This window comes from Streptomyces sp. NPDC001393, from assembly GCF_053597455.1.
The window spans coordinates 52878-71058 of record NZ_JBSFIH010000031.1 but is presented as its reverse complement, the minus strand read 5'-3'; the positions used below and the strand labels follow the sequence as shown (position 1 = coordinate 71058).

The following is an 18181-nucleotide window of genomic DNA, read 5'->3' as shown; positions in this document are numbered from 1 at the left end:
GCCAGGGCCTGCATCATTCGGCGGATCCGGACACACCCACAGCGGAGAAAGGCACTGCAACCTGAGCTGAGAACCGCCTCCGGATCGCGGCACGGAGGCTCGGCGACCCGTCGAACGCGCTGCGCTCCCCGACCGCGGGCCGGACCGGGCTCTGACGTCCAAGCAACACGCGCCCCAGGCCGACATACAACTGTGTCGACAGGTGCGTCGGCCCTGGTCGGCACCATCCTGCAGGTGTGGCCTCGGCCAGCGGCGGGAGGTTTTCGGACGCACCTGAGGGCTACTCCGCAAGTGCACGACTGTTCCTGTGCCGGCGGTCCCGCCACAAGGGGCACCGGTCGTCAGACCCGTGACAGGGGCGAGAAACGGAGGCAGCAGCCATGTTCCAACGGTCCGGTCATGGGTCGCACAGCCCGCGGGTCGTCGTGGTCACCGGAGCCAGCGGGGGCGTCGGCCGGGCCTCAGCCCGGGCGTTCGCCACACGAGGCGACCGCGTGGCGCTCGTGGCACGGGGCCGAAACGGGCTGGACGCTGCAGCCGACGAGATACGCCGCGCCGGCGGAACGGCGCTGCCACTGGAAGCGGACGTCGCCGATCCCCGTGCCGTGGAGGACGTGGCAGCACGGGTCGAACGTGAGCTCGGCCCGATCGACGTCTGGGTCAACGACGCCTTCACCACGGTGTTCGCGGAGTTCACCGACATCGAGCCGGACGAGTTCCGCCGGGTCACCGAGGTCTGCTACCTCGGTTACGTGTACGGCACGCAGGCGGCCCTGCGCCGCATGCTGCCGCGCGACCACGGCGTCGTCGTACAGGTCGGCTCCGCGCTCGCCTACCGCGGCATCCCCCTGCAGTCCGCCTACTGCGGCGCCAAGCACGCGATCCAAGGCTGGAACGAGGCAGTGCGCTGCGAACTCCTGCACCGCCGCAGCGGGGTGTCGGTCACCATGGTCCAGCTGCCGGCCCTCAACACCCCCCAGTTCGACTGGTCGTTGAGCCGGATGCCGTACCGTCCACAGCCCGTTCCACCGATCTACCAACCCGAACTCGCCGCCCGTGCCGTCGTGTACGCCGCCGGTCGCCCGCGCAGGCGTGAGTACTGGGTCGGCGCGAGTACCGTGGGCACACTGCTCGCCAATGCCGTGGCACCCGGCCTGCTCGACCGCTATCTGGCCCGGACCGGCTACGACTCGCAGATGACTGACGAGCCGGAGCCGCCCGGCAGCCGCGACAATCTCTGGCAGCCGCTGGACGGCATCGGCGGGAGGGACTTCGGCGCGCACGGCCGCTTCGGCGAACGGGCGGCATCGCGCGCGCCGCAGCCATGGGCCTCTCGTCACCACGACGCGCTCGCCTTGGCCGGAGTCGCGGCGGCCACGGCCGCGGCCGGTTGGGCGGTGCGGCACCGTCCTCGGCGGCGCTAGGCGACGTCCTGCACAACCTCTCCGCACAGTTGGTGGCAGAATCGGCTGGTCAGGCGTCTGCATGAGCTGGCACGTTCTTGGTGCATCGAGTCGACCCCGAGGACGGCTACTCGCTCGCGCTCTTCACTGAGAGGCAACCGTGGAGGTCCGGTCACCCAGAGCGCGGCAGCAGGAGGCATGGCGTTCGGACCTGCACAGGCTGAGTGCCCGGGCCGACGGCCCGCTCATATGGCGATGCGGGCAGGGTACTCGTTGTCCCATGGAAGTCGTCGCGCGCGTGGACGCGTACCAGCGTCGGCACCGCTGGGTGGGGTTCCCGCTGGCTGTGGTCTACAAGTTCTTCGACGACCAGGGCAGCTATCTCGCGGCCCTGCTCGCTTACTACGCCTTCGTGTCCCTCTTCCCGCTCCTGCTGATCCTGGTGGCCGTCCTCGGCACCCTGCTCAGTGGCGATCCCGGCCTGCGGAAGCATGTCCTCGACTCAGCGCTGGCCGAGTTCCCCGTCATCGGTGACCAGTTGGGCCACAGTGTTCACCCCCTGCACGGCAGCGGACTCGCCCTCGCGGCCGGGGTCATCGGCACTCTGTACGGCGCCTTGAACGTGGGGCAGGCCGCCCAGTACGCGCTGAACAAGATCTGGGCCGTGCCCCGCCACGCCCGGCCGGACCCACTCCGTTCCCGGCTGAAGGGGCTTGTGTTCCTGGTGATCCTGGGGACCGGGCTGTGCGTGACCACGCTGCTGTCCTCGGCAGTGGCGGCCGCATCGGTGTTCGGCACCCGCCCGGCGGCCGGGGCGCGGGTCGCCGCGGTCGCCGGGGCGGTCGTGCTGAACACCGGACTGATCGTGCTGACCCAGCGGGTCCTGACCCAGCGCGAGCTGCCGCTGCGCCGACTGGCCCAGGCGGCCCTCGGCGGCGCCTGCGCCTGGCAGCTCGTGCAGTGGGCCGGCTCCTACTACGTCAGCCATGTGCTCCGGGGAGCCACAGCGACCTACGGGATGTTCGGTATCGTCCTCGGCCTGCTGGCCTGGCTCTACCTGGGCGCACTGATCTTCCTGAGCACGGCGGAGATGAGCGCGGTCGGGGTAGGACGGATGTGGCCGCGCAGCCTGCTGACCCCTTTCACCGACCGGGTGCGCCTGAGCCCGGGGGACCGCCGCGCCTATCAGTCGTACGCGACCACGGAGGCCTTCAAGGGCTTCGAGAAGATCCGCGTGCGCTTCGCCCAACCTCCAGAACCTCCGCGGTCCCCTGGCCGGTAACCGACGCGGAACGTCACGTGACCAGGGAGTTACCGGAGGGGCGGGTGACGGCCCAGGCTGCCTCGATCATCGGGAAGATCTCATCGAGCGCGGTCTGCGGGTCGGTCGCCTCACGGGCCAGTGAATAGGCGTCGATCACGAACCTCGCGATCGTCCGGCAGGCCGTTGTGGACTGTGACAGGTCGGGATCGGCGGCGATGGCCGCTGCCAGCGCCTCCGCGTGGCGAAGTCTCATCGACTCCTGGTACTCCCGCAGGGCGGGTGATGCGTCGATCATGCGCCAGATCGGGGTGGCGCTGTCCGCCGTGCAGTGCCGCACGAGCGCCTGGACCTCGCGGCGCAGCGCGGGGATGAGCGGCTCGTGGGGCGCCCGGCCGGTGACCGCCGGCGTGAGGCGTTGCTCGAAGTCTTCGTCCTGCTCGAACACCAGGGCCTCTTTCGAGGCGAAGTGGGAGGAAGACCGTGGTGACGGCCACGTCGGTCTCGGCGGCCACGTCACGGATACCCCACCGCGTCGAATCCGCGTTCTAGGAAGAGCCGTAGGGCGGTGTCAGCGATCTTCTGACGGGTTGCGGCCCTCGCCACGACGTACGGCGAGGGCTGGGTCGAACGGGTGCGCCGGCTCGGACATGTCGACGTGGCTCTCGATCTGGCAGGCTCGGGCCTGATCCGGGCACTCGTCGGGCTGACCGGGGATCCGCGGAAGGTGATCTCCATCGCCGATCTCGGTGCACCGGCACTCGGAGTCCGATTCTCCGGCGTGGCCGGGAGCATGCCAGAAGCGCTCTCCGAAGCCGTAGGCCTCATCTCGCGGGGCAAGCTGCGCATCCCGGTCGAGAAGTCGTACCCGCTGGCCGAAGCCGCGGCAGCGCACATCGACAGCCAGTCCGGCCACACACGCGGACGCCGGGTCCTGGTCATCTGAATGTCGGCGCCGGCTCTCGCGCCGGTGGTTGACGGCGTCGTACCGGGGCACCCTTCGGCCATGGAGGACAGCCGTCCAGCCCACTCACCGACCCGCGCCTTCGTGCTGGGCGGCGGCGGTGCGCTCGGCGCCTACGAGGTCGGCATGCTCAAGGCGCTCTTCGCCGCCGCCGTACACCCGGACCTCGTCGTGGGCACCTCCGTCGGCGCGATCAACGGCGCAGCCGTCGCCGCCGACCCGTCGCGGGCGTCGGTGGCCCGGCTCGCCGACCTGTGGACCGGCCTTGGACGTTCCGGCGTGTTCTCCGGATCACTGCTCAGGCGGATGAGCACCGTCGTGCGCAGCGGCACTCACGTGTACCACCCCACACCGCTGCGCGAACTGCTCTCCTCCCACCTTCCGGTGACAGACATCGAAGATCTGGCCCTGCCGTTCCAGTGCGTGGCGGCGAACATCGAGCGGGCCGCCGAGCACTGGTTCGCCGCCGGGCCTCTGGTGGATGCCGTGCTCGCTTCGTGCGCAGTACCCGGGCTGCTGCCGCCCGTCCCCCTTGACGGCGAGCACTACGTCGACGGCGGTCTGGTCAACAGCATCCCCGTCGGCCGCGCGGTGGCCCTCGGTGCGACCGAGGTCTATGTGCTGCAGGTCGGCCGCGTCGAGCGAGCCCTCTGCCCTCCGCGGGCCCCCTGGCAAGTGGCCCTGGTGGCGTTCGAGATCGCTCGCAGACATCGATTCGCCCGCGACATGGCGGACCTGCCGCCCGGCGTCACGGTCCGCGTACTGCCGTCAGGCTCAGGTCCGGAAGAAGGCACAGCCACCCTGCGGCAGTTGCACCACCGCAGCTTCGGCCGGACCGCCGACCGCATCGAGCGCGCCTACACCGCCTCCTCCCGCTATCTCGAGACCGCTCTCAGCACACCCGACGGCGAGCCATGACCGATGCGAGTACGTCCCGAAGACACGCCGCGCGGCTGGCCGGGGCGCTGGTAACCGGGCTGCGCCGCACAGCCACCGCCACGCTGCTGTTCGCCCTCATCCCGACGGTGGCCACGCTCGTCGTCGCCGCAGGCGTGCTCTGCGCGCCGGTCTCACTCGCCACACGCGGCCCGTGGAAACCGGTGCGGATCACCAGCTTCGCGCTTTTCTACCTCCTGGTGGACTTGGCCGGGCTGATGGCCGCCGCCATTCTGTGGGTGCGACAGCTGCCCGACAATCAGAACCGCGAGGAGCGACGCGCCGCGGACGCATTCGCCGTGCTGGAGCGGCTGCTACGGCTGCTACGACGCGCGGCCGAGCGAGTCTTCCGGCTCCAGGTGGAAGTGAGGCCCCCGCCACCAGGCGAGACCGGACACGCCGTGGTACCGGTCCTGGTCTTCGTACGGCACGCCGGGGTCGGCGACTCCTTCCTGCTGCTCCAGATATTGCTCAGCCAGGCCGGGTTGCGCCCGCACACCGTTCTGAAGCGGACGCTCCGCGCCGACCCCGCTCTCGACGTCCTCATCGGGCGAGTCCCCCACTGCTTCCTCCCGCCCCTCGACGGCCGCGCCGAGGACGCGATCGGGGACCTGGCGGCCAAGCTGGGACCGGGCGACGCCCTCGTGATCTTTCCGGAGGGCGGCAACTTCACACCGCGCCGCCGCCGGCGCGCGATCGCCTCACTGCGCCGCCGGGGATTGCCGCGCCGGGCATCCCGCGCGGAACAGATGCGCCATGTCCTCCCACCGCTGGACGCCGGCGCACTCGCCGCGATCGCCGCCGCGCCCGCGGCCGACGTGGTCTTCGTCGCCCACACCGGCCTCGACGTCGTCCACTCGGCGCGCACCGTTTGGAAGCGGCTGCCGCTCCGCGACGGCGTGCGAGCACGCTGGTGGCGCATACCCGCGAGCCGCGTCCCGCTGGGCGACGATGCCCGCAGCGAGTGGCTGCTCACCCAGTGGGCCCGCGTCGACCACTGGATCGCCGATCACGCCACTCCAGACGCGGCGCACGCGTGAGCCATGGCGGCTTCCAAGCCCTCGTCGCCCGATGAACGTCTCCCGGGCAAAACCCAGGGCTGAGACACTTGGCCAGTCGACACAGGCACCACGACTATGGCTGCTCGCTTTCTGCCTCCCGCTGCTCTTCCAAGCGCTGCCTTATCCGTTCGACGGTTTCGGGGGAAATCTCTCCACCTGAGGCAGGTATCAGTTCGTCAGGGTCGAAACTCCGCTCCGGTTCGGCGTCCCGCCGTTTCGTGCCGTCGTCGGCCTCGGGCGTCTCTTTGTCGGGTGAATCCCGCATCAGTGTCACCTCGCAACCTCGACCAGCGAGCCCTCCATCAACTTTTCCTCGGACGCCATGAGGCCCAGCGCACCCTCGGCGGTGATGCCCCTTCATCATTCTGGGACTGCTCAGGAGCCACGTAGAACGTGGCGAGAGCGGACCTTCAGCCGCCGAGGTCCCCCGGCAGCGGTATTCATCCGCAGAGGACCGACCCGTGACTCGAGCCCGACCGGCAAGCCGCGCCTGCCCGCAGATGACCGCTGCCCTCACGTGTCGGGCCGGACGTGGTCGCCAAAACCTCGGCGCTCGTCCTCGTCCCTGACCAGCACCGACAGCAGAGAGGCCACAGTCAGGCCCGCCTCGGCCGGATGGCGAAGGACCCTGTCCGGGTCGATGCTGTACCGATTGACGCGGCCGACCCGGGTGTGCGACAGGTATCCGTTCTGCTCCAGGTCCACGATGATCTTTTGAACAGCGCGTTCCGTGAGCCGGCAGCGCGCCGCGATGTCACGGACGCGCGCGTTGTGGTTGTCCGCGATGCTGGCCAGTACCCGTGCGTGATTGGTCAGGAACGTCCACCCGTTGTGCGGTTCGGGCACTCCATCAGCCATGACTCCATCGTACGACCGCACGTTCACGCACTCCAAAGTACGAACTTGGATTCGTGCAGAGCTTGACGCCTCATGGGGTACGGGTGAGCCTGGAGGAGACATGCGGAGGAGGCGAGCATGAACCAACCGCCCCAGAACAGGCCCCCCGCAAGCGACGAAACCGACGGCACACTGTCGCCCTGCGCGACTCTGCTCGTGCAGGCGGGGCCGCCCGGCGTCCGCGTGACCGTCGCCGTGAGAGGGAAGTTCTGCCTCGACAACAGTCAGGGCCTCAGTCACGCCCTCAGCAAGGCCCTCGCGAAGTCGGAGGAGGGCGTGGACCTCAACCTCGGCGAACTCATGTTCGTGGACTGCTCCGCGCTCAACGTGCTCCTGACCGCTCGCCGCGACGCCCTCAAGACGGGAAAAACGATCACCGTCACCGAGGCCAGCCCCGCCACGGAGCGCCTGCTGACCTACACCGACACCTACCCCCTCTTCTCCCCCGCGCACGACCACGCCCGCCCGGCCGCCGACGGGCCCGGCCGGATGCGCGAGGGCCCCGAGGACGGCCTCCTGCAGACGGAGGTGATCCAGTTGCGGCGTGCGCTGCGGACCCGGCCGGAGATAGACCTGGCACGCGGCATCCTCATGGCCTCCTTCGGCCTGAACGCCGACGAGGCGTGGAAAGTACTGGTCGCGGCATCACAGAACACGAACACCAAACTGCACCTCCTGGCCGAAGACGTGGTCACCACCGTGCAGGGCACGTCTCTGCCGGAGCCGGTCCAAAGGCAGCTCACGGCAGCCGTCGCCCGAACACGTCGGGCCGACGGACAACCCCGGCACCGCACCCGCGGAGGCCAGACCCGGCGCCCGATGCTCCAAGGCCAGGAGCATGCATAGACCGGGGGCACGTCACTCGGTGCGTGCGCAGGACGGCTGAGGGCCGAAGTGCCACTCCAGCGTCGAACACTGCTGCTTCCCCGTACGGAGCAGGCCGATGGATACCCAGGCGCCCTCACGGGCCAGCTCACGAGGTCGCCCTGCCGACAACGGGCGGGCCATCGACACCACGAAGGATTGGGGTGTGCTTCCCCGCACCGCCGATGAAAAGGAACCATTTTCCGGGAACCCGTCAACGAGGAGTCGTCACCCGCCGAAGGAGGCACGCCATGATCGCACTCGGGATCATTCTGCTCATAGTCGGTTTCGTCACAGGAATATCGATCCTGTGGACCATAGGCCTCATTCTGGCGGTGGTCGGAATCGCCTTGTGGGCCATGGGGTCAATGGGGCACGCAGTCGCCGGCCGACGTCACTACTGGTGATTTTGACGGCGTGCCGTCCGCCCTCCGATCCGGACGCTCTTCATGGCATGAGCCCTGCTGGATCAGACTGGTGACGTGCGACTTGACTGCAGAGGGGCGGGATCCGTATTTCAGGGATCCCGCCCAGGACTTTCCTGATCAGTGCTTGAATACGTCCTTGGTCTTCTCCTTGGCCTGACGCGCTGCGCCCTTCGACTTCTTGGTCTGTCCTTCGGCTGTCATCCGCTCGTTTCCCACGGTGCGTCCGACCGCCTCTTTGGTCTTGCCTGCGGCTTCTTCCATCTTGCCCTTGGCCTTTTTCTCTACGGCCATCGTTGTTCACTCTCCTAGCCATGAGAGGTTGTGGACACCCACGTCGGGTACCCCATATCTCGCAGGAAAACAGCAGTCACTGCGGTGGGGGACGCGTCGCACCCATTGCGTGATCACGACCGCGGGACCGCTCAGGGAGGGGTGTCACTTGCGCGATCAGGGGGGAAGGAGGGGGGCCGAGCGGGCCCAGGTCCAAGTTGAGGTCCTCCATGGTCAGGCCCGTTGACCTCCTCACGACAAGCGGCGGATTCCGCAGGCCCGGGGAATCCGCCGCCGTCTTACGCATCCCTCGTCTATCCCGCCGCTCCCCGCCTGCCGGTCGCCGACGAGCTGCCACGGCCGGTGTGTCCCCGATCCCTACCGGTGGCTGGAGGACGACGAGGACGCGGCCTGCGAGCAGTGACTGAACGAGCAGGAGCGGCTGCTGGCCGCGCACGCCCCTTCGTGGCGGAGCAGAGTGTGAACGACGGCGATATTGGTTCAGGCCGCGATTCCGTGAATCCCCAGACCATGATCGGAGCAGGATGCGGGTGCGGAGGAGACGGAAGGAGGCTCGGCCGTACATGGCCCGCTTGATCGTTTTGATGCGATTGACGTGGCCTTCGACGATGCCCGAGCTCCACGGCAAGGTGAGGCCGGCGATGACGGCGTCGAGGTCGAGGCACAGGCCCTGCGCGAAGGACAGGATGGGCGCCGGAGCGTCCCCTTCGGCTTCGCGTACCCACGTCAACAACGGGTGGCCGCGGCGTTGTTGGAGCAGGTCGTGGAAGGTCAAGGCTAAGGGCCTGCAGATCATCAACATGTCGTCTTGATCTTGCTGGTGGAAGCGTCTTTTAGGGAGACGACCTGGGCTCGGAGGGCAGCGAGGGCGGCTGGTGGGGTGGTGGCCGGTGGGACGCTGATGCCATGCGCGTCGAGCAGTCTCCTGATCTTCAGCAGGGTGCGGTGCATAGCGGTCCGGCTGCTGTTGAACAGTACGGCGAGGGGTTCCGCGGCCAGGTTGACGCGCAGGTGCAGCACGGTGGCCAGGACCTGGTCGGGGAAGGCGAGCCGAGGCGGGCGACCACGTCGCGTATCGCCGTCCGTGGCCAGGGTCTGGGTCAGATCGTCCAGCTGATGTGGGGACAGCCCGGTCAGTGCAGGATCGGACAGCAGGGCCGGGTCCCATGCCGGTGCGGATGTCTGAGGGGCTCGGGGTGTGGGGATGGCCGCGGTTGGCTGGGGGTGCAGGGCGTAGTTCCAGTCGCCGTGGAAGGCGTGGCGGGTCAGTGGCAGGGCCGCCATCTCCACGTCGTCGATGGCGACTCCGGTCGGATAGGTGTTGGTGTCCAACTGGGCGGTGACGCGCAGTCCGGTGCGGGTGGTGGTCGCGGCGATGGTCTCGACGTTGACTTCGTGGCTGGTCAGCGCTCGGCCGCGCCAGTTCATGGTGATGTGGGAAAAGAGCCGGTGCTCGATCTTGTTCCACTTCGATGTGCCGGGTGGCAGATGGCACACCGTGATGGTCAGGCCCGTCTCGGCAGCGAGCCGGGCGAGTTCCAGCTTCCAGGCCCGGGTGCGGTAGCCGTTGGAGCCGCCTGCGTCCGCGCTGATCAGCAGCCGTGTCGCCTGCGGGTAGGCGTCCTGGCCCTGACCGTGCCACCAGCGGCGGATCGATTCCATCGCGAATGCGGCGGTGTCGTGGTCGGTGCCGACGTTGACCCAGCCGGTGTTCGCCGCCAAGTCATAGATCCCGTAGGGGATGGCCTTGCCCAGCTCGGGATCGGCGAAGTCGTGGATGTGCACCGGCGCTGGCTCACCGGCAGGCCGCCACTGCCGGCCGCTGTTCTTGAACTCTCCGACGACCTCTTTCTTCTTGGTGTCCACGCTGATCATCGGCTGGCCGGCGTCCCGGTGCTCGCGGGCCTGCTCGTTGAGATAGCGGAACTGGGCATCGCGGTCCGCGTGCTGGCTGCCCTCCAGGGTCTTGGCGTTGGCCTGCAGGCTGAAGCCTTCCTCCTGCAGCAGAGCGGCGACGGTATCGGCGCTGACCTTGTGTCCGGTCCGGGTCAGCTCCAGCGCCAGGGTGCGGGTCGACTTCACCGTCCACTGCAGCGGCGACATCGGATCGCCCCGCTCATCCGGTTCGACCAGCGCCAGCGGAGCGGGGCGCAGCCCTGGATCGAGGTCCGCGACCCGCTTGCGGCCTCCGCCTGGCCGCCGTACCCGTCCCAGCGGGGCCTCGCCGGTTTCCAGCTCGAACACGCCCTCGCGGACCGTCGTCTCGCTCACGCCGGCCGCCCGTGCGACGGCCCGGATGCCGCCGTGTCCCAGCAGCCGGGCCTCCGCTCCCATCAGCAAGCGCCGCTGCCGCTCGTCGAGATGCGGGAACAACACATCAAACTTCACTGCGAGTTGGGCACGAGCCTCGTCCGGGATGCGCATACCACACCAACGAGCTCCAGAAGGGGAAGCGACACGTTAATGATCTGCAAGCCCGTTAAGAGCTGTCCCGCAATTGATCTCGCGGAGCCGAGGCGTGAGTCGAGAGCGAGCCTCGGGGGGCATCCACACCCGTGTCAACGAGGGTTGACACACCCATCTTGTCAACCTATGTTGACAAGATGGGTAATCAAGCGCTGGTTGCCTGCGGTATGGCCGCTGGCCCCGTGTTCACCCTCGCGTATCTACTGGAAGGCGCCAGCCGTGTGGACTACAGACCGTTCCGCCATCCGGTCAGTTCGCTCTCCCTCGGCCGCGGCGGGTGGGCACAGACCGTCAACTTCCTCGTCCCGGGCTTGCTGTCGCTGATCTTCGCCGTGGGTCTATGGCAACCTCCCGCTGGGGTGCACTGCTGATCGGCACATGGGCGGTGGGCCTGCTGGGTGCAGGCGCCTTCCGGACAGACCCGGTAAGCGGCTACCCTCCCGGCACCTCAGATCAGCTCCAGCGCCACACCCGCGCAGGAGCGCTGCATGACCTGCTGTCGCTCATCGGATTCCTCGCCCTTACGGTGGCCTGTTTCGTATTCGCCCTGTCCAGCTCGCCCGGGTGGGCCATCTACTCGATCGCCAGCGGCGTGCTCTTCGCGACGACCATGGCCCTGTCCAGTGCCGCGTTCAGCCAGCATCAACGCTGGGGCGACCTCGGCGGACTGATCCAGCGCGTCTCCGTCACTATCGGCTGGACCTGGCAGACCCTGCTCGCCGTGCGCATCCTGCACACCTGACGGATGCCCTGCAGCACCTGGTCACCGGTGAGATGGGGGCCTCCCCCTGAGCTGTACTTGGCACCCCCTGGCACCCTGACACGAAAGATGCAAGCGACTGTGCAGGTCAGGTGGGGTCCGCGACACAGCACACAGCAGGAAGTGCGACCCTATCGAGGCTGGTCGTGAGCGGCGGCACCGCCCCAGGCGCGGTTTTCGACCCCGCGACGCCCCTCACATGTTTCTGCGGGCTTCCCCCTTCATCTGCTCCCCCTTCCCCTTGATCTCCTCGGCCGTCCCGCGCACCGTCTGGCCCGCCTCACCAGCCCCGCGGCGGGCCTTTCCCGCGATGCGGTCTCCCACACCTTTGCCGCGCAGTTCCTCGTCACCGGTGGCACGTCCGGCCGCTTCCTCGACCTTGCCCGCCATCCGGATACCTCAGCCGGTACGCCTCAAACCCGGACCGACGCCGACTTCTGACACGACGAGGACCTCAGCTACTCATCCCGCTGTGTCGACTACTCAGCGTCGAGAATTCTTGTCCGAAATTCCCGATGGCTGAGGGCCCAGCCGTCGGCGACGGGACAGATGGCCATTTTTCTTCCGGGATTTCTGTGCGTCTGGCGGACATGGGTACTCGGCACCCGATCGGCCAGTAGCAGGGGCTGTGGCCGAGGCTGATGATGGAAATAGAGGAAGAGGGTGAACGATCACGAATGACCGTGAGCGGGAAGAGGCACGTCCCCCGTCGCGGAAGGCGAAGGCGACCCCGGAGCGGGCGTCGGCGACCGAGGCCATGCGGGGCGCGGCCCAGCAGCTGGCTGAGCTGCTGGGGCGGGCTCCAGAGTCCGTTTCCGCGCTCAAACCGACCGATGACGGTTGGGAGGCCGAGGTTGAGGTCGTGGAGCTGGAGCGCGTCCCCGACACGAGCAGCGTCATAGCCAGCTACAGGGTTGTTCTGGACCCCGCGGGCCAGCTGGTGGCGTACGAGCGAACACGCCGCTACACCCGCGCGCAGGTCGACAGAAACAGACAGGGCCGCTGACGGCGGCTCACCGTCGCGTGAGGGGAAAGAGATCGTGAGTGTGGTGCCACAGGGTGAAGGTGGCGCTCTTGCAACGCCGGCCGGTGGCGGCACCGGCACCCTGTACGACGTGCTGGAACTCGTCCTCGACCGGGGCCTGGTCATCGACGTGTTCGCACGGGTGTCCCTCGTGGGCATCGAAATCCTGAAGGTCGACGCACGCGTCGTCGTTGCCAGCGTGGACTCGTATCTGCGTTTCGCCGAGGCCTGCAACCGGCTGGATCTGGAATCGGGCCGCAAGGCCCCCGCCCAGCTGACGGACATCGTCCAGAGCGTCGAGGAAGGAGGCGCTCAAGGGAAGGCCAAAGGCGCGCTGACCGGCGCCGTCGATGCTTTCGCCGAATCGCTCCATAAGGGGCGTGGAGATGACAGCGATCGCAAGCATGAGAAGGAGCACGAGCACGCCGAACGCGGCTCGTCGAGCCGCCGTCCCCCAAAGGACCGGGAGAAGTGAGCGAGCCGATGTCCGTATACGTGTACGCGATCACCAAGTCCGGGCATCCGCTGGACCTGGACGGCATCAATGGCGTGGGCGAGACACCCGGCGAGTTGCATTCTGTGTGCAGCGACGACCTGTGCGCCGTCGTCAGTGAGACCCCGGAGGACCTTTCGGTCACACGCCGTGACCTGGACGCGCATCTCGGGGTCCAGGAGCACCTGTGGGCCGCGGGCACCATCCTGCCGTTGAGTTTCGGATTCGTTGCTCCGGACGAGGATGCCGTACGGGCCGTGCTGGAGCAGCAGGCCCAGGAGCTCTCCCAGCGCCTCGATGAGCTCGCCGGGCGGGCGGAGTTCAACGTCAAGGGCATCCAGAGCGAGGAGGCGGTCCTGCGCGCCATCCTTGAGGAGAACGAACAAGCCCGCGCGCTGAACGAGGCGACCCGCGAGGGCAGCGGGACACAGGAGGACCGGCTGGCGCTCGGCCAACTCGTGGCACAGGAGGTGCAGAGCCGGCAGGAGGCACTCGCCGCCGACGTGGTCGCCGCCCTGCGGCCGCTGGCAGTGGCCGCACGGCTGGCCGAGCCGTCCCAGCAGTACTTCGTGAATGTGTCCTTCCTGGTGGACGGCAAACAGTCGGAGGAGTTCACCCAGGCTGCGCGGGAGTTGGCAGAGCCCTACGGGGAGGACATCGAACTGCGGGTACGGGGACCGCTGCCACCGTACAGCTTCACCTGAGCCCGTTTCGACTGACCGGTGCGGACGACAGCACGAGTCACAAGGAGGCGGAATGGCAGGACTGGTCACCGAGATTCTGGCACTTCCGTTGGCTCCCTTGCGGGGTGTCGGCTGGGTACTGGACAAGGTCGTTCGTGCGGCTGAGGAGGAGTTCTACGACCCTGCTCCCGTACAGGAAGAACTTGTGAAGCTGGAGCGCGCGCGGACAGAAGGCCGTATCGACGACGAGGAGTTCGCACGGCGCGAGGAGGAACTGCTGCACCGCATGGAGGACATCAGCGCCTACCGGCTGCAGCGCGGCAGGCAAAGCGGGCTGTGAGCGTGCGTGGAAGAAGACCGAATCATGAACAACGCCAAGATCGGCGCGGCTGTCCTCGGCGGTTATGTGCTGGGCCGGACGAAGAAGGCAAAGCTCGCCCTGAGTCTGGGTGCGCTACTGGCCGGATCGCGGATCAAGCCAGGACAGGTCGCCAAGGTCCTCCAGGAGTCCCCCTTCCTCAGCAACGTCAGCAAGCAAGTGCGCAGCGAGCTGGCGGGCGCCGGCAAGGAAGCCGCCACCACTGTGCTCTCGGCGAAGGCCGACAGCCTGGCCGACGCGCTGCACGAGCGCACCGCGGGACTGCACGAAAAGGCGCACCCGGACGGCGAGCGGGACCAAGACGAAGGGATCGAAGAAGAGAACGAAGAAGGAGAGCACGCACAAGAGGCGCGCCAGGACGAGGGATCTCCGGACGAGGGGGCCCCGAGCTCGGAGCACGAGGGCAAGGGGGGCGGGAGCCAGGGGCGTGCGCAGCACCGCGGGTCGGATCAGAAGGACGAGCCGCCTAGGAAAAGGACGACGGCCGGTCGGAGCCGTTCGAAGAGCGGCTCGGCATGATTGAGGAGGCCGGTGATGATGGCTGAGGGCAAGTCGGGAGGTGCCGGCACCCTGAGCAAGATCCGCGAGCGGGCACGGCAGGACCCTGGCGCGAATCGGCTGAAGGAAGAGCTGGAAAGCTATGTCGAGGCCCGCCTTCAGCTGATGCTCGAAGGCGTGGGCCACCGCCTGGGCGAAGGGGCGCGCAAACTGAGTGAGACCCACCTCGGCCCCGGCCTGCTGACCAGTGCCGTCGCCAAGGGCGGCAAGAAGCTCCTCGCGGGCACGCCGTCGGGTGAGGCGTTGACCGTAACGGCGTCCCACGCCAAGGACACGCTGTTGGACAAGGCCAAGGACGTCACAGGGAAGCGGCACGAGAAGCACCCCGACGGCGCCGGTAAGGGTCTGACCATCATCGAGGACATCGACGTGGGCGTGCCCGTACGCGAGGCCTACAACCAGTGGACGCAGTTTACGGAGTTCGAGCGGTTCGCCAAGGGGGTCAAGCATGTGGAGCAGCAGGACGACATCACGACCCACTGGGAAGTGCAGATCGCCAAGGCGAGCCGCCGCTGGCGGGGCATCATCACGGAACAGGTGCCCGACGAGCGGATCGCCTGGACCACTGAAGGCGACAAGGCCACGACCAAGGGCGTCGTCACCTTCCACCCGCTCACGAGCAACCTCACCAAGGTGCTGCTGGTCCTGGAGTACTTCCCCAAGGGCGTAGTCGAGCGGGTCGGCGGCCTGATGCGGGCGCAGGGGCGGCGCACCCGGCTCGATCTGAAGCTCTACCGCACCTTCGTCATGATGCGCGGCGAGGCCACCGGCGCCTGGCGCGGGGAGATCCACGAGGGAGAGGTGGTCCGCGGTGCGGAGGAGGCCGAGGAGGGCCGCGCGTACGAGGAAGAGGAAGCGAAGGCGGAAACCGAGGGCGAGGAGCCCGAGCCACGCGACGAGGAGTACGAAGAGGAAGAGGAGCCCGAAGAGGGCAAGGACGAGTACGAGGAAGACGAGGAGCCTGAGGAAGAAGAGGAGTCCGAGGACGAGTACGAGGAAGACGAGGAGCCCGAAGAGGAGGACGAGGAGGAAGAGCGAGCAGCCCACGCCCGCTACGACGAGGGGGAAGAAGAAGCCCCCAGGACGCGTCGACGCCGCACATAGATCCGGGAAACGAGGTTGAGTGTGCTGTGACCCAGTCCGAGCCCCCCGTACCTAGGTCATCGCGGGTCTTGTATCCGTACGGCCAAGAGAGCGGCGGCTCAAACCTGGCCGACATCCTTGAACGCGTCCTGGACAAGGGCATCGTGATCGTCGGTGACATCAAGATCAACCTGCTTGACATCGAGCTGCTCACAATAAAGCTCCGGCTGCTGGTGGCGTCCGTCGACAAGGCGAGGGAGATCGGCATCGACTGGTGGGAACGCGATCCCGCCCTGTCGTCCCGCGCCGACGGCCGGCACAGCCTCCGAGAGCAGAACGAGCGACTGCGCGCCGAGGTGGAGGAGCTACGCAGCCAGCTTGCCAAGTCCCCGCAGGAGCTGACTGGAAGCCAGTCCAGCGGCCCGCGAGGCTCCCGCGACGCCGAGCGGGTCCGGCGAGAACCACGGGAGTCGCACGCCGAACCAAGCCGTAAGCCCCGCAAGGTTCGAAACGTCGAGAAGCCCCGGGGCAACGAAGACCGGAGCTGAGGCCGGTGGACGAGCAGCTGTGCTACGTGTACGCGGTGTTGGGATCCCCATCCGCCGCACTGGAGCGGGCGGCGCTGGCCGACGTTCGGGGGGTGGCGCACGCGCCTGTCACCCTGGTTCATTCGGGCGCGGTGGCCGCCGGGGTCAGCGCGGTGCCTCGGGACGAGTTCTCGGAGGCTGCCCTGAAGGTGAACCTGGAGGACCTGCGGTGGCTGGAGGCGACGGCCCGGGCGCACAACCTGGTCATCGAAGCCCTGACCGAGCACACCACAGTCCTGCCATTGAGGCTGGCCACTGTGTATGTCGACGAACACCGTGTGCGAGAGATGCTGAGGGAGCATGAGGCGGATTTCACCACGCTCCTCGACCGGCTCACCGACCACATGGAGTGGGGCGTGAAGGTATACGCCGAGGTGCCTCGGCAGCCCCCGCCCGCGTCCTCGGACGCCGGCGGCCCGGCGGAAGAGACGGATCCCGGACGCGCATACCTGCGCAGCCGACGGCATCAGCGGCAAGCTCGTGAGGACGTGTGGCGGCTCGCCGAGGAGGCCGTACAGCGGACGGAGTACCACGCCCGCGGCCTGGCGGTGCAGCACGCCCGGCACCGGCCGCAGCAGGGCGGCCTGGCGCAGGTGCCGGGCGAGAACGTGGCCAATGACGCCTATCTGGTGCCCCGCCATCTGGCGGATGAGTTCCGCAGCCGGATGCTGCATGCCGCCGATGGTCTGCCGGGAGTCCGTGTGGAGGTCACGGGCCCCTGGGCGCCGTATTCCTTCGCCGTTCCCCTCGCGACCGACGAACGCCAGAAGGGAGCCAGGCAGCGGTGAGCGAGTACGGCGCGTACGACGATCGCCCGGTCGTTCAGACGCAAGTCGCGCTGATTGATCTGCTGGACCGGCTGCTGAGCGGCGGTGTGGTCCTCACTGGCGATCTTGTACTGTCCATCGCCGACATCGACCTGGTGAGGATCTCGCTGCGTGCCGTGATCGTCTCCATCCGCGAGCAGCTGGACGACCAGTGGGCGACGATGTATCCGCCGAGGAGCGGGGGCGGTCACTGTGACAAGCAGCCCGGATGAAGGCCCGCCCGCTGACCGGCTGCGGGAAGTGGCCGAGGCCGCGAGCAGGGCAATCTCGCTGCTGCCCGCCCGGCCAGACGAGGTCTCCGCGCCGACATCCAGCCGGGGCCATACCGCCGCACGGCGACTGCGCGCCGATCCGGACACGGTGGAACGGGACCTGGTCAAACTGGTCCTGACCATCGTCGAGCTGCTGCGCCAGCTGATGGAGCGACAGGCCCTGCACAGGGTCGACGAGGGTGACCTCACCGAGGAGCAGGAAGAACGGCTCGGTCTGACCCTGATGCTGCTCCACGACCGGATGTCCGAACTGTGCGACCACTACGGCCTTACCCTGGCCGACCTCAACATCGACCTGGGGCCACTGGGGACGCTGCTTCCCCCGTGAGGGCGCAGCAGGCAGTAATGGGCGCCGTTTCCGCAGGCGTCGCGGTCTCTCCCGGGGCCAGTCGGCGCCGTACGGATGTGTGATGGCCCCTGGGTGTCAGACGGCTCCGGGCACGGACAGACGGGCGGCATCAGGTGCGCACCGTGAGCGGGGAGCCGAAGGCGCTGTCGGCCGCCCTCCTCGCCCGTGCCGCACTGAGCGATCCCGGCCAGGACGCCTTCGAGAAGGAGCTGTTCGGGCAGATGCTGGATTTCACCACGCACCCGCAGTCGAACATGGCAGCCCTCGGCCCGAGATCGTGCGCTGCCGCGAGGAGGCCGCACGGCACACCGGCGAATTCGGGTGCACCTGGGGCCGGAGTGACCGAGATACGGCCTGGTTCCAGGACCCACCGCTTGCGCCCCCACCCCACGGGCAAGGGAAAAGCCGCGATATGGGCGAGCGTGACTTCATCGCGCTGATCGATGGCGTCCACCAGCTCGTCAAGGCGCGCATCGTGCTGGTCTGGGACCGGCTCAACACCCATGTCTCCCGAGCTATGCGTGAGCTGATCGCCGAGCGTGAGTGGCTGACGGTGTTCCCACTGCCCGCTTACTCGCCCGACCTCTAAGTCCTC

At 68.0% G+C, this 18181-nt stretch carries 21 protein-coding genes and 6 pseudogenes; 20 read left to right on the top strand and 7 right to left on the bottom strand.

From position 1 onward, the window contains the following. The first annotated feature begins 380 nt into the window (after positions 1-380). Together ACWC2T_RS28795 and ACWC2T_RS28790 are read left to right on the top strand one after the other, a co-directional pair. Positions 381-1424, top strand: coding sequence for an SDR family oxidoreductase (locus ACWC2T_RS28795; protein WP_450673253.1), 1044 nt, complete (start codon positions 381-383; stop codon positions 1422-1424). 259 nt (positions 1425-1683) lie between these two features. Continuing rightward, positions 1684-2685, top strand: coding sequence for a YihY/virulence factor BrkB family protein (locus ACWC2T_RS28790; RefSeq protein WP_450673252.1), 1002 nt, complete (start codon positions 1684-1686; stop codon positions 2683-2685). A gap of 13 nt (positions 2686-2698) precedes the next feature. On the opposite strand, the pseudogene ACWC2T_RS28785 reads toward ACWC2T_RS28790, so the two are convergent. Then, a pseudogene (locus tag ACWC2T_RS28785) lies at positions 2699-3270 on the bottom strand (TetR/AcrR family transcriptional regulator). Between ACWC2T_RS28785 and ACWC2T_RS28780 the strand changes: the two are divergent. From ACWC2T_RS28780 to ACWC2T_RS28770, 3 genes and pseudogenes are all read left to right on the top strand, one after another. Beyond that, a pseudogene (locus ACWC2T_RS28780) lies at positions 3254-3610 on the top strand (zinc-binding dehydrogenase); the annotation flags it as partial. The pseudogenes ACWC2T_RS28785 and ACWC2T_RS28780 sit on opposite strands and share 17 nt — an antisense overlap. A gap of 60 nt (positions 3611-3670) precedes the next feature. Next, positions 3671-4546: a patatin-like phospholipase family protein gene (locus ACWC2T_RS28775; RefSeq protein WP_450673251.1), complete on the top strand. Its 876-nt coding sequence runs from the start codon at positions 3671-3673 to the stop codon at positions 4544-4546. After that, positions 4543-5604 (top strand): 1-acyl-sn-glycerol-3-phosphate acyltransferase, encoded by a 1062-nt coding sequence (locus ACWC2T_RS28770; RefSeq protein WP_450673250.1) that lies wholly within the window; start codon positions 4543-4545, stop codon positions 5602-5604. Before ACWC2T_RS28775 ends, ACWC2T_RS28770 begins: the two co-directional genes overlap by 4 nt. A gap of 94 nt (positions 5605-5698) precedes the next feature. Here ACWC2T_RS28770 and ACWC2T_RS28765 read toward each other — a convergent pair whose 3' ends face one another. Both ACWC2T_RS28765 and ACWC2T_RS28760 read right to left on the bottom strand, forming a co-directional pair. Then, the gene (locus ACWC2T_RS28765; RefSeq protein ID WP_450673249.1) at positions 5699-5890 is read right to left on the bottom strand and encodes a hypothetical protein; all 192 of its coding nucleotides are present in this window, start codon (positions 5888-5890) and stop codon (positions 5699-5701) included. Between the two features lie 248 nt (positions 5891-6138). Then, positions 6139-6483, bottom strand: a complete 345-nt coding sequence (locus ACWC2T_RS28760; protein WP_450673248.1) for a helix-turn-helix transcriptional regulator — start codon at positions 6481-6483, stop codon at positions 6139-6141. 117 nt (positions 6484-6600) lie between these two features. Here ACWC2T_RS28760 and ACWC2T_RS28755 point away from each other — a divergent pair, with 117 nt between their 5' ends. Continuing rightward, a complete protein-coding gene (locus tag ACWC2T_RS28755) occupies positions 6601-7368 on the top strand; it encodes an ANTAR domain-containing protein (RefSeq protein WP_450673247.1) in 768 nt (255 codons plus the stop codon). Positions 7369-7637: 269 nt separating this feature from the next. Continuing rightward, positions 7638-7793, top strand: coding sequence for a DUF6131 family protein (locus ACWC2T_RS28750; RefSeq protein WP_143076795.1), 156 nt, complete (start codon positions 7638-7640; stop codon positions 7791-7793). 138 nt (positions 7794-7931) lie between these two features. Here ACWC2T_RS28750 and ACWC2T_RS28745 read toward each other — a convergent pair whose 3' ends face one another. The 3 genes and pseudogenes from ACWC2T_RS28745 to ACWC2T_RS28735 form a co-directional block, all read right to left on the bottom strand. After that, positions 7932-8105, bottom strand: a complete 174-nt coding sequence (locus ACWC2T_RS28745) for a CsbD family protein (protein ID WP_450673246.1) — start codon at positions 8103-8105, stop codon at positions 7932-7934. Between the two features lie 520 nt (positions 8106-8625). Next, a pseudogene (locus ACWC2T_RS28740) lies at positions 8626-8727 on the bottom strand (transposase); the annotation flags it as partial. Between the two features lie 173 nt (positions 8728-8900). After that, the gene (locus tag ACWC2T_RS28735) at positions 8901-10529 is read right to left on the bottom strand and encodes an ISAzo13 family transposase (protein ID WP_450673245.1); all 1629 of its coding nucleotides are present in this window, start codon (positions 10527-10529) and stop codon (positions 8901-8903) included. Positions 10530-10708: 179 nt separating this feature from the next. Between ACWC2T_RS28735 and ACWC2T_RS28730 the strand changes: the two are divergent. Further along, positions 10709-11313 (top strand): annotated as a pseudogene (locus tag ACWC2T_RS28730) (DUF998 domain-containing protein). 213 nt (positions 11314-11526) lie between these two features. Here the strand turns inward: ACWC2T_RS28730 and ACWC2T_RS28725 are convergent. Beyond that, a complete protein-coding gene (locus ACWC2T_RS28725) occupies positions 11527-11721 on the bottom strand; it encodes a CsbD family protein (RefSeq protein WP_450673244.1) in 195 nt (64 codons plus the stop codon). Positions 11722-12001: 280 nt separating this feature from the next. Between ACWC2T_RS28725 and ACWC2T_RS28720 the strand changes: the two genes are divergently transcribed. The 12 genes and pseudogenes from ACWC2T_RS28720 to ACWC2T_RS28665 all read left to right on the top strand — a co-directional run. Next, positions 12002-12337, top strand: a complete 336-nt coding sequence (locus tag ACWC2T_RS28720; protein WP_450673282.1) for a gas vesicle protein GvpO — start codon at positions 12002-12004, stop codon at positions 12335-12337. A 40-nt stretch (positions 12338-12377) separates the two neighbouring features. Next, the gene (locus ACWC2T_RS28715) at positions 12378-12830 is read left to right on the top strand and encodes a gas vesicle structural protein GvpA (protein WP_450673281.1); all 453 of its coding nucleotides are present in this window, start codon (positions 12378-12380) and stop codon (positions 12828-12830) included. 8 nt (positions 12831-12838) lie between these two features. Beyond that, complete coding sequence (locus ACWC2T_RS28710; protein WP_450673243.1) at positions 12839-13552, top strand: GvpL/GvpF family gas vesicle protein; 714 nt, start codon at positions 12839-12841, stop codon at positions 13550-13552. Positions 13553-13604: 52 nt separating this feature from the next. After that, positions 13605-13871 carry a gas vesicle protein GvpG gene (locus tag ACWC2T_RS28705; protein ID WP_450673242.1) on the top strand — a complete coding sequence of 89 codons (267 nt, stop codon included), beginning with the start codon at positions 13605-13607 and terminating at the stop codon, positions 13869-13871. Positions 13872-13895: 24 nt separating this feature from the next. Continuing rightward, positions 13896-14429 carry an ABC transporter substrate-binding protein gene (locus ACWC2T_RS28700; RefSeq protein ID WP_450673241.1) on the top strand — a complete coding sequence of 178 codons (534 nt, stop codon included), beginning with the start codon at positions 13896-13898 and terminating at the stop codon, positions 14427-14429. Positions 14430-14444: 15 nt separating this feature from the next. After that, entirely contained in the window at positions 14445-15572 is a 1128-nt protein-coding gene (locus tag ACWC2T_RS28695) for an SRPBCC family protein (protein ID WP_450673240.1), read from the top strand. Between the two features lie 26 nt (positions 15573-15598). Next, positions 15599-16099 carry a gas vesicle protein gene (locus tag ACWC2T_RS28690; RefSeq protein ID WP_450673239.1) on the top strand — a complete coding sequence of 167 codons (501 nt, stop codon included), beginning with the start codon at positions 15599-15601 and terminating at the stop codon, positions 16097-16099. 5 nt (positions 16100-16104) lie between these two features. Continuing rightward, positions 16105-16926: a GvpL/GvpF family gas vesicle protein gene (locus ACWC2T_RS28685; protein ID WP_450673238.1), complete on the top strand. Its 822-nt coding sequence runs from the start codon at positions 16105-16107 to the stop codon at positions 16924-16926. Next, complete coding sequence (locus tag ACWC2T_RS28680; RefSeq protein WP_450673237.1) at positions 16923-17177, top strand: gas vesicle protein; 255 nt, start codon at positions 16923-16925, stop codon at positions 17175-17177. The genes ACWC2T_RS28685 and ACWC2T_RS28680 overlap by 4 nt, the downstream gene beginning before the upstream one ends. Beyond that, positions 17158-17565, top strand: coding sequence for a gas vesicle protein K (locus tag ACWC2T_RS28675; protein WP_450673236.1), 408 nt, complete (start codon positions 17158-17160; stop codon positions 17563-17565). The genes ACWC2T_RS28680 and ACWC2T_RS28675 overlap by 20 nt, the downstream gene beginning before the upstream one ends. Positions 17566-17699: 134 nt before the next feature. Further along, positions 17700-17911: pseudogene (locus ACWC2T_RS28670) on the top strand (glutamate-cysteine ligase family protein); the annotation flags it as partial. 7 nt (positions 17912-17918) lie between these two features. Next, positions 17919-18172: pseudogene (locus ACWC2T_RS28665) on the top strand (transposase); the annotation flags it as partial. Positions 18173-18181 lie beyond the last annotated feature (9 nt).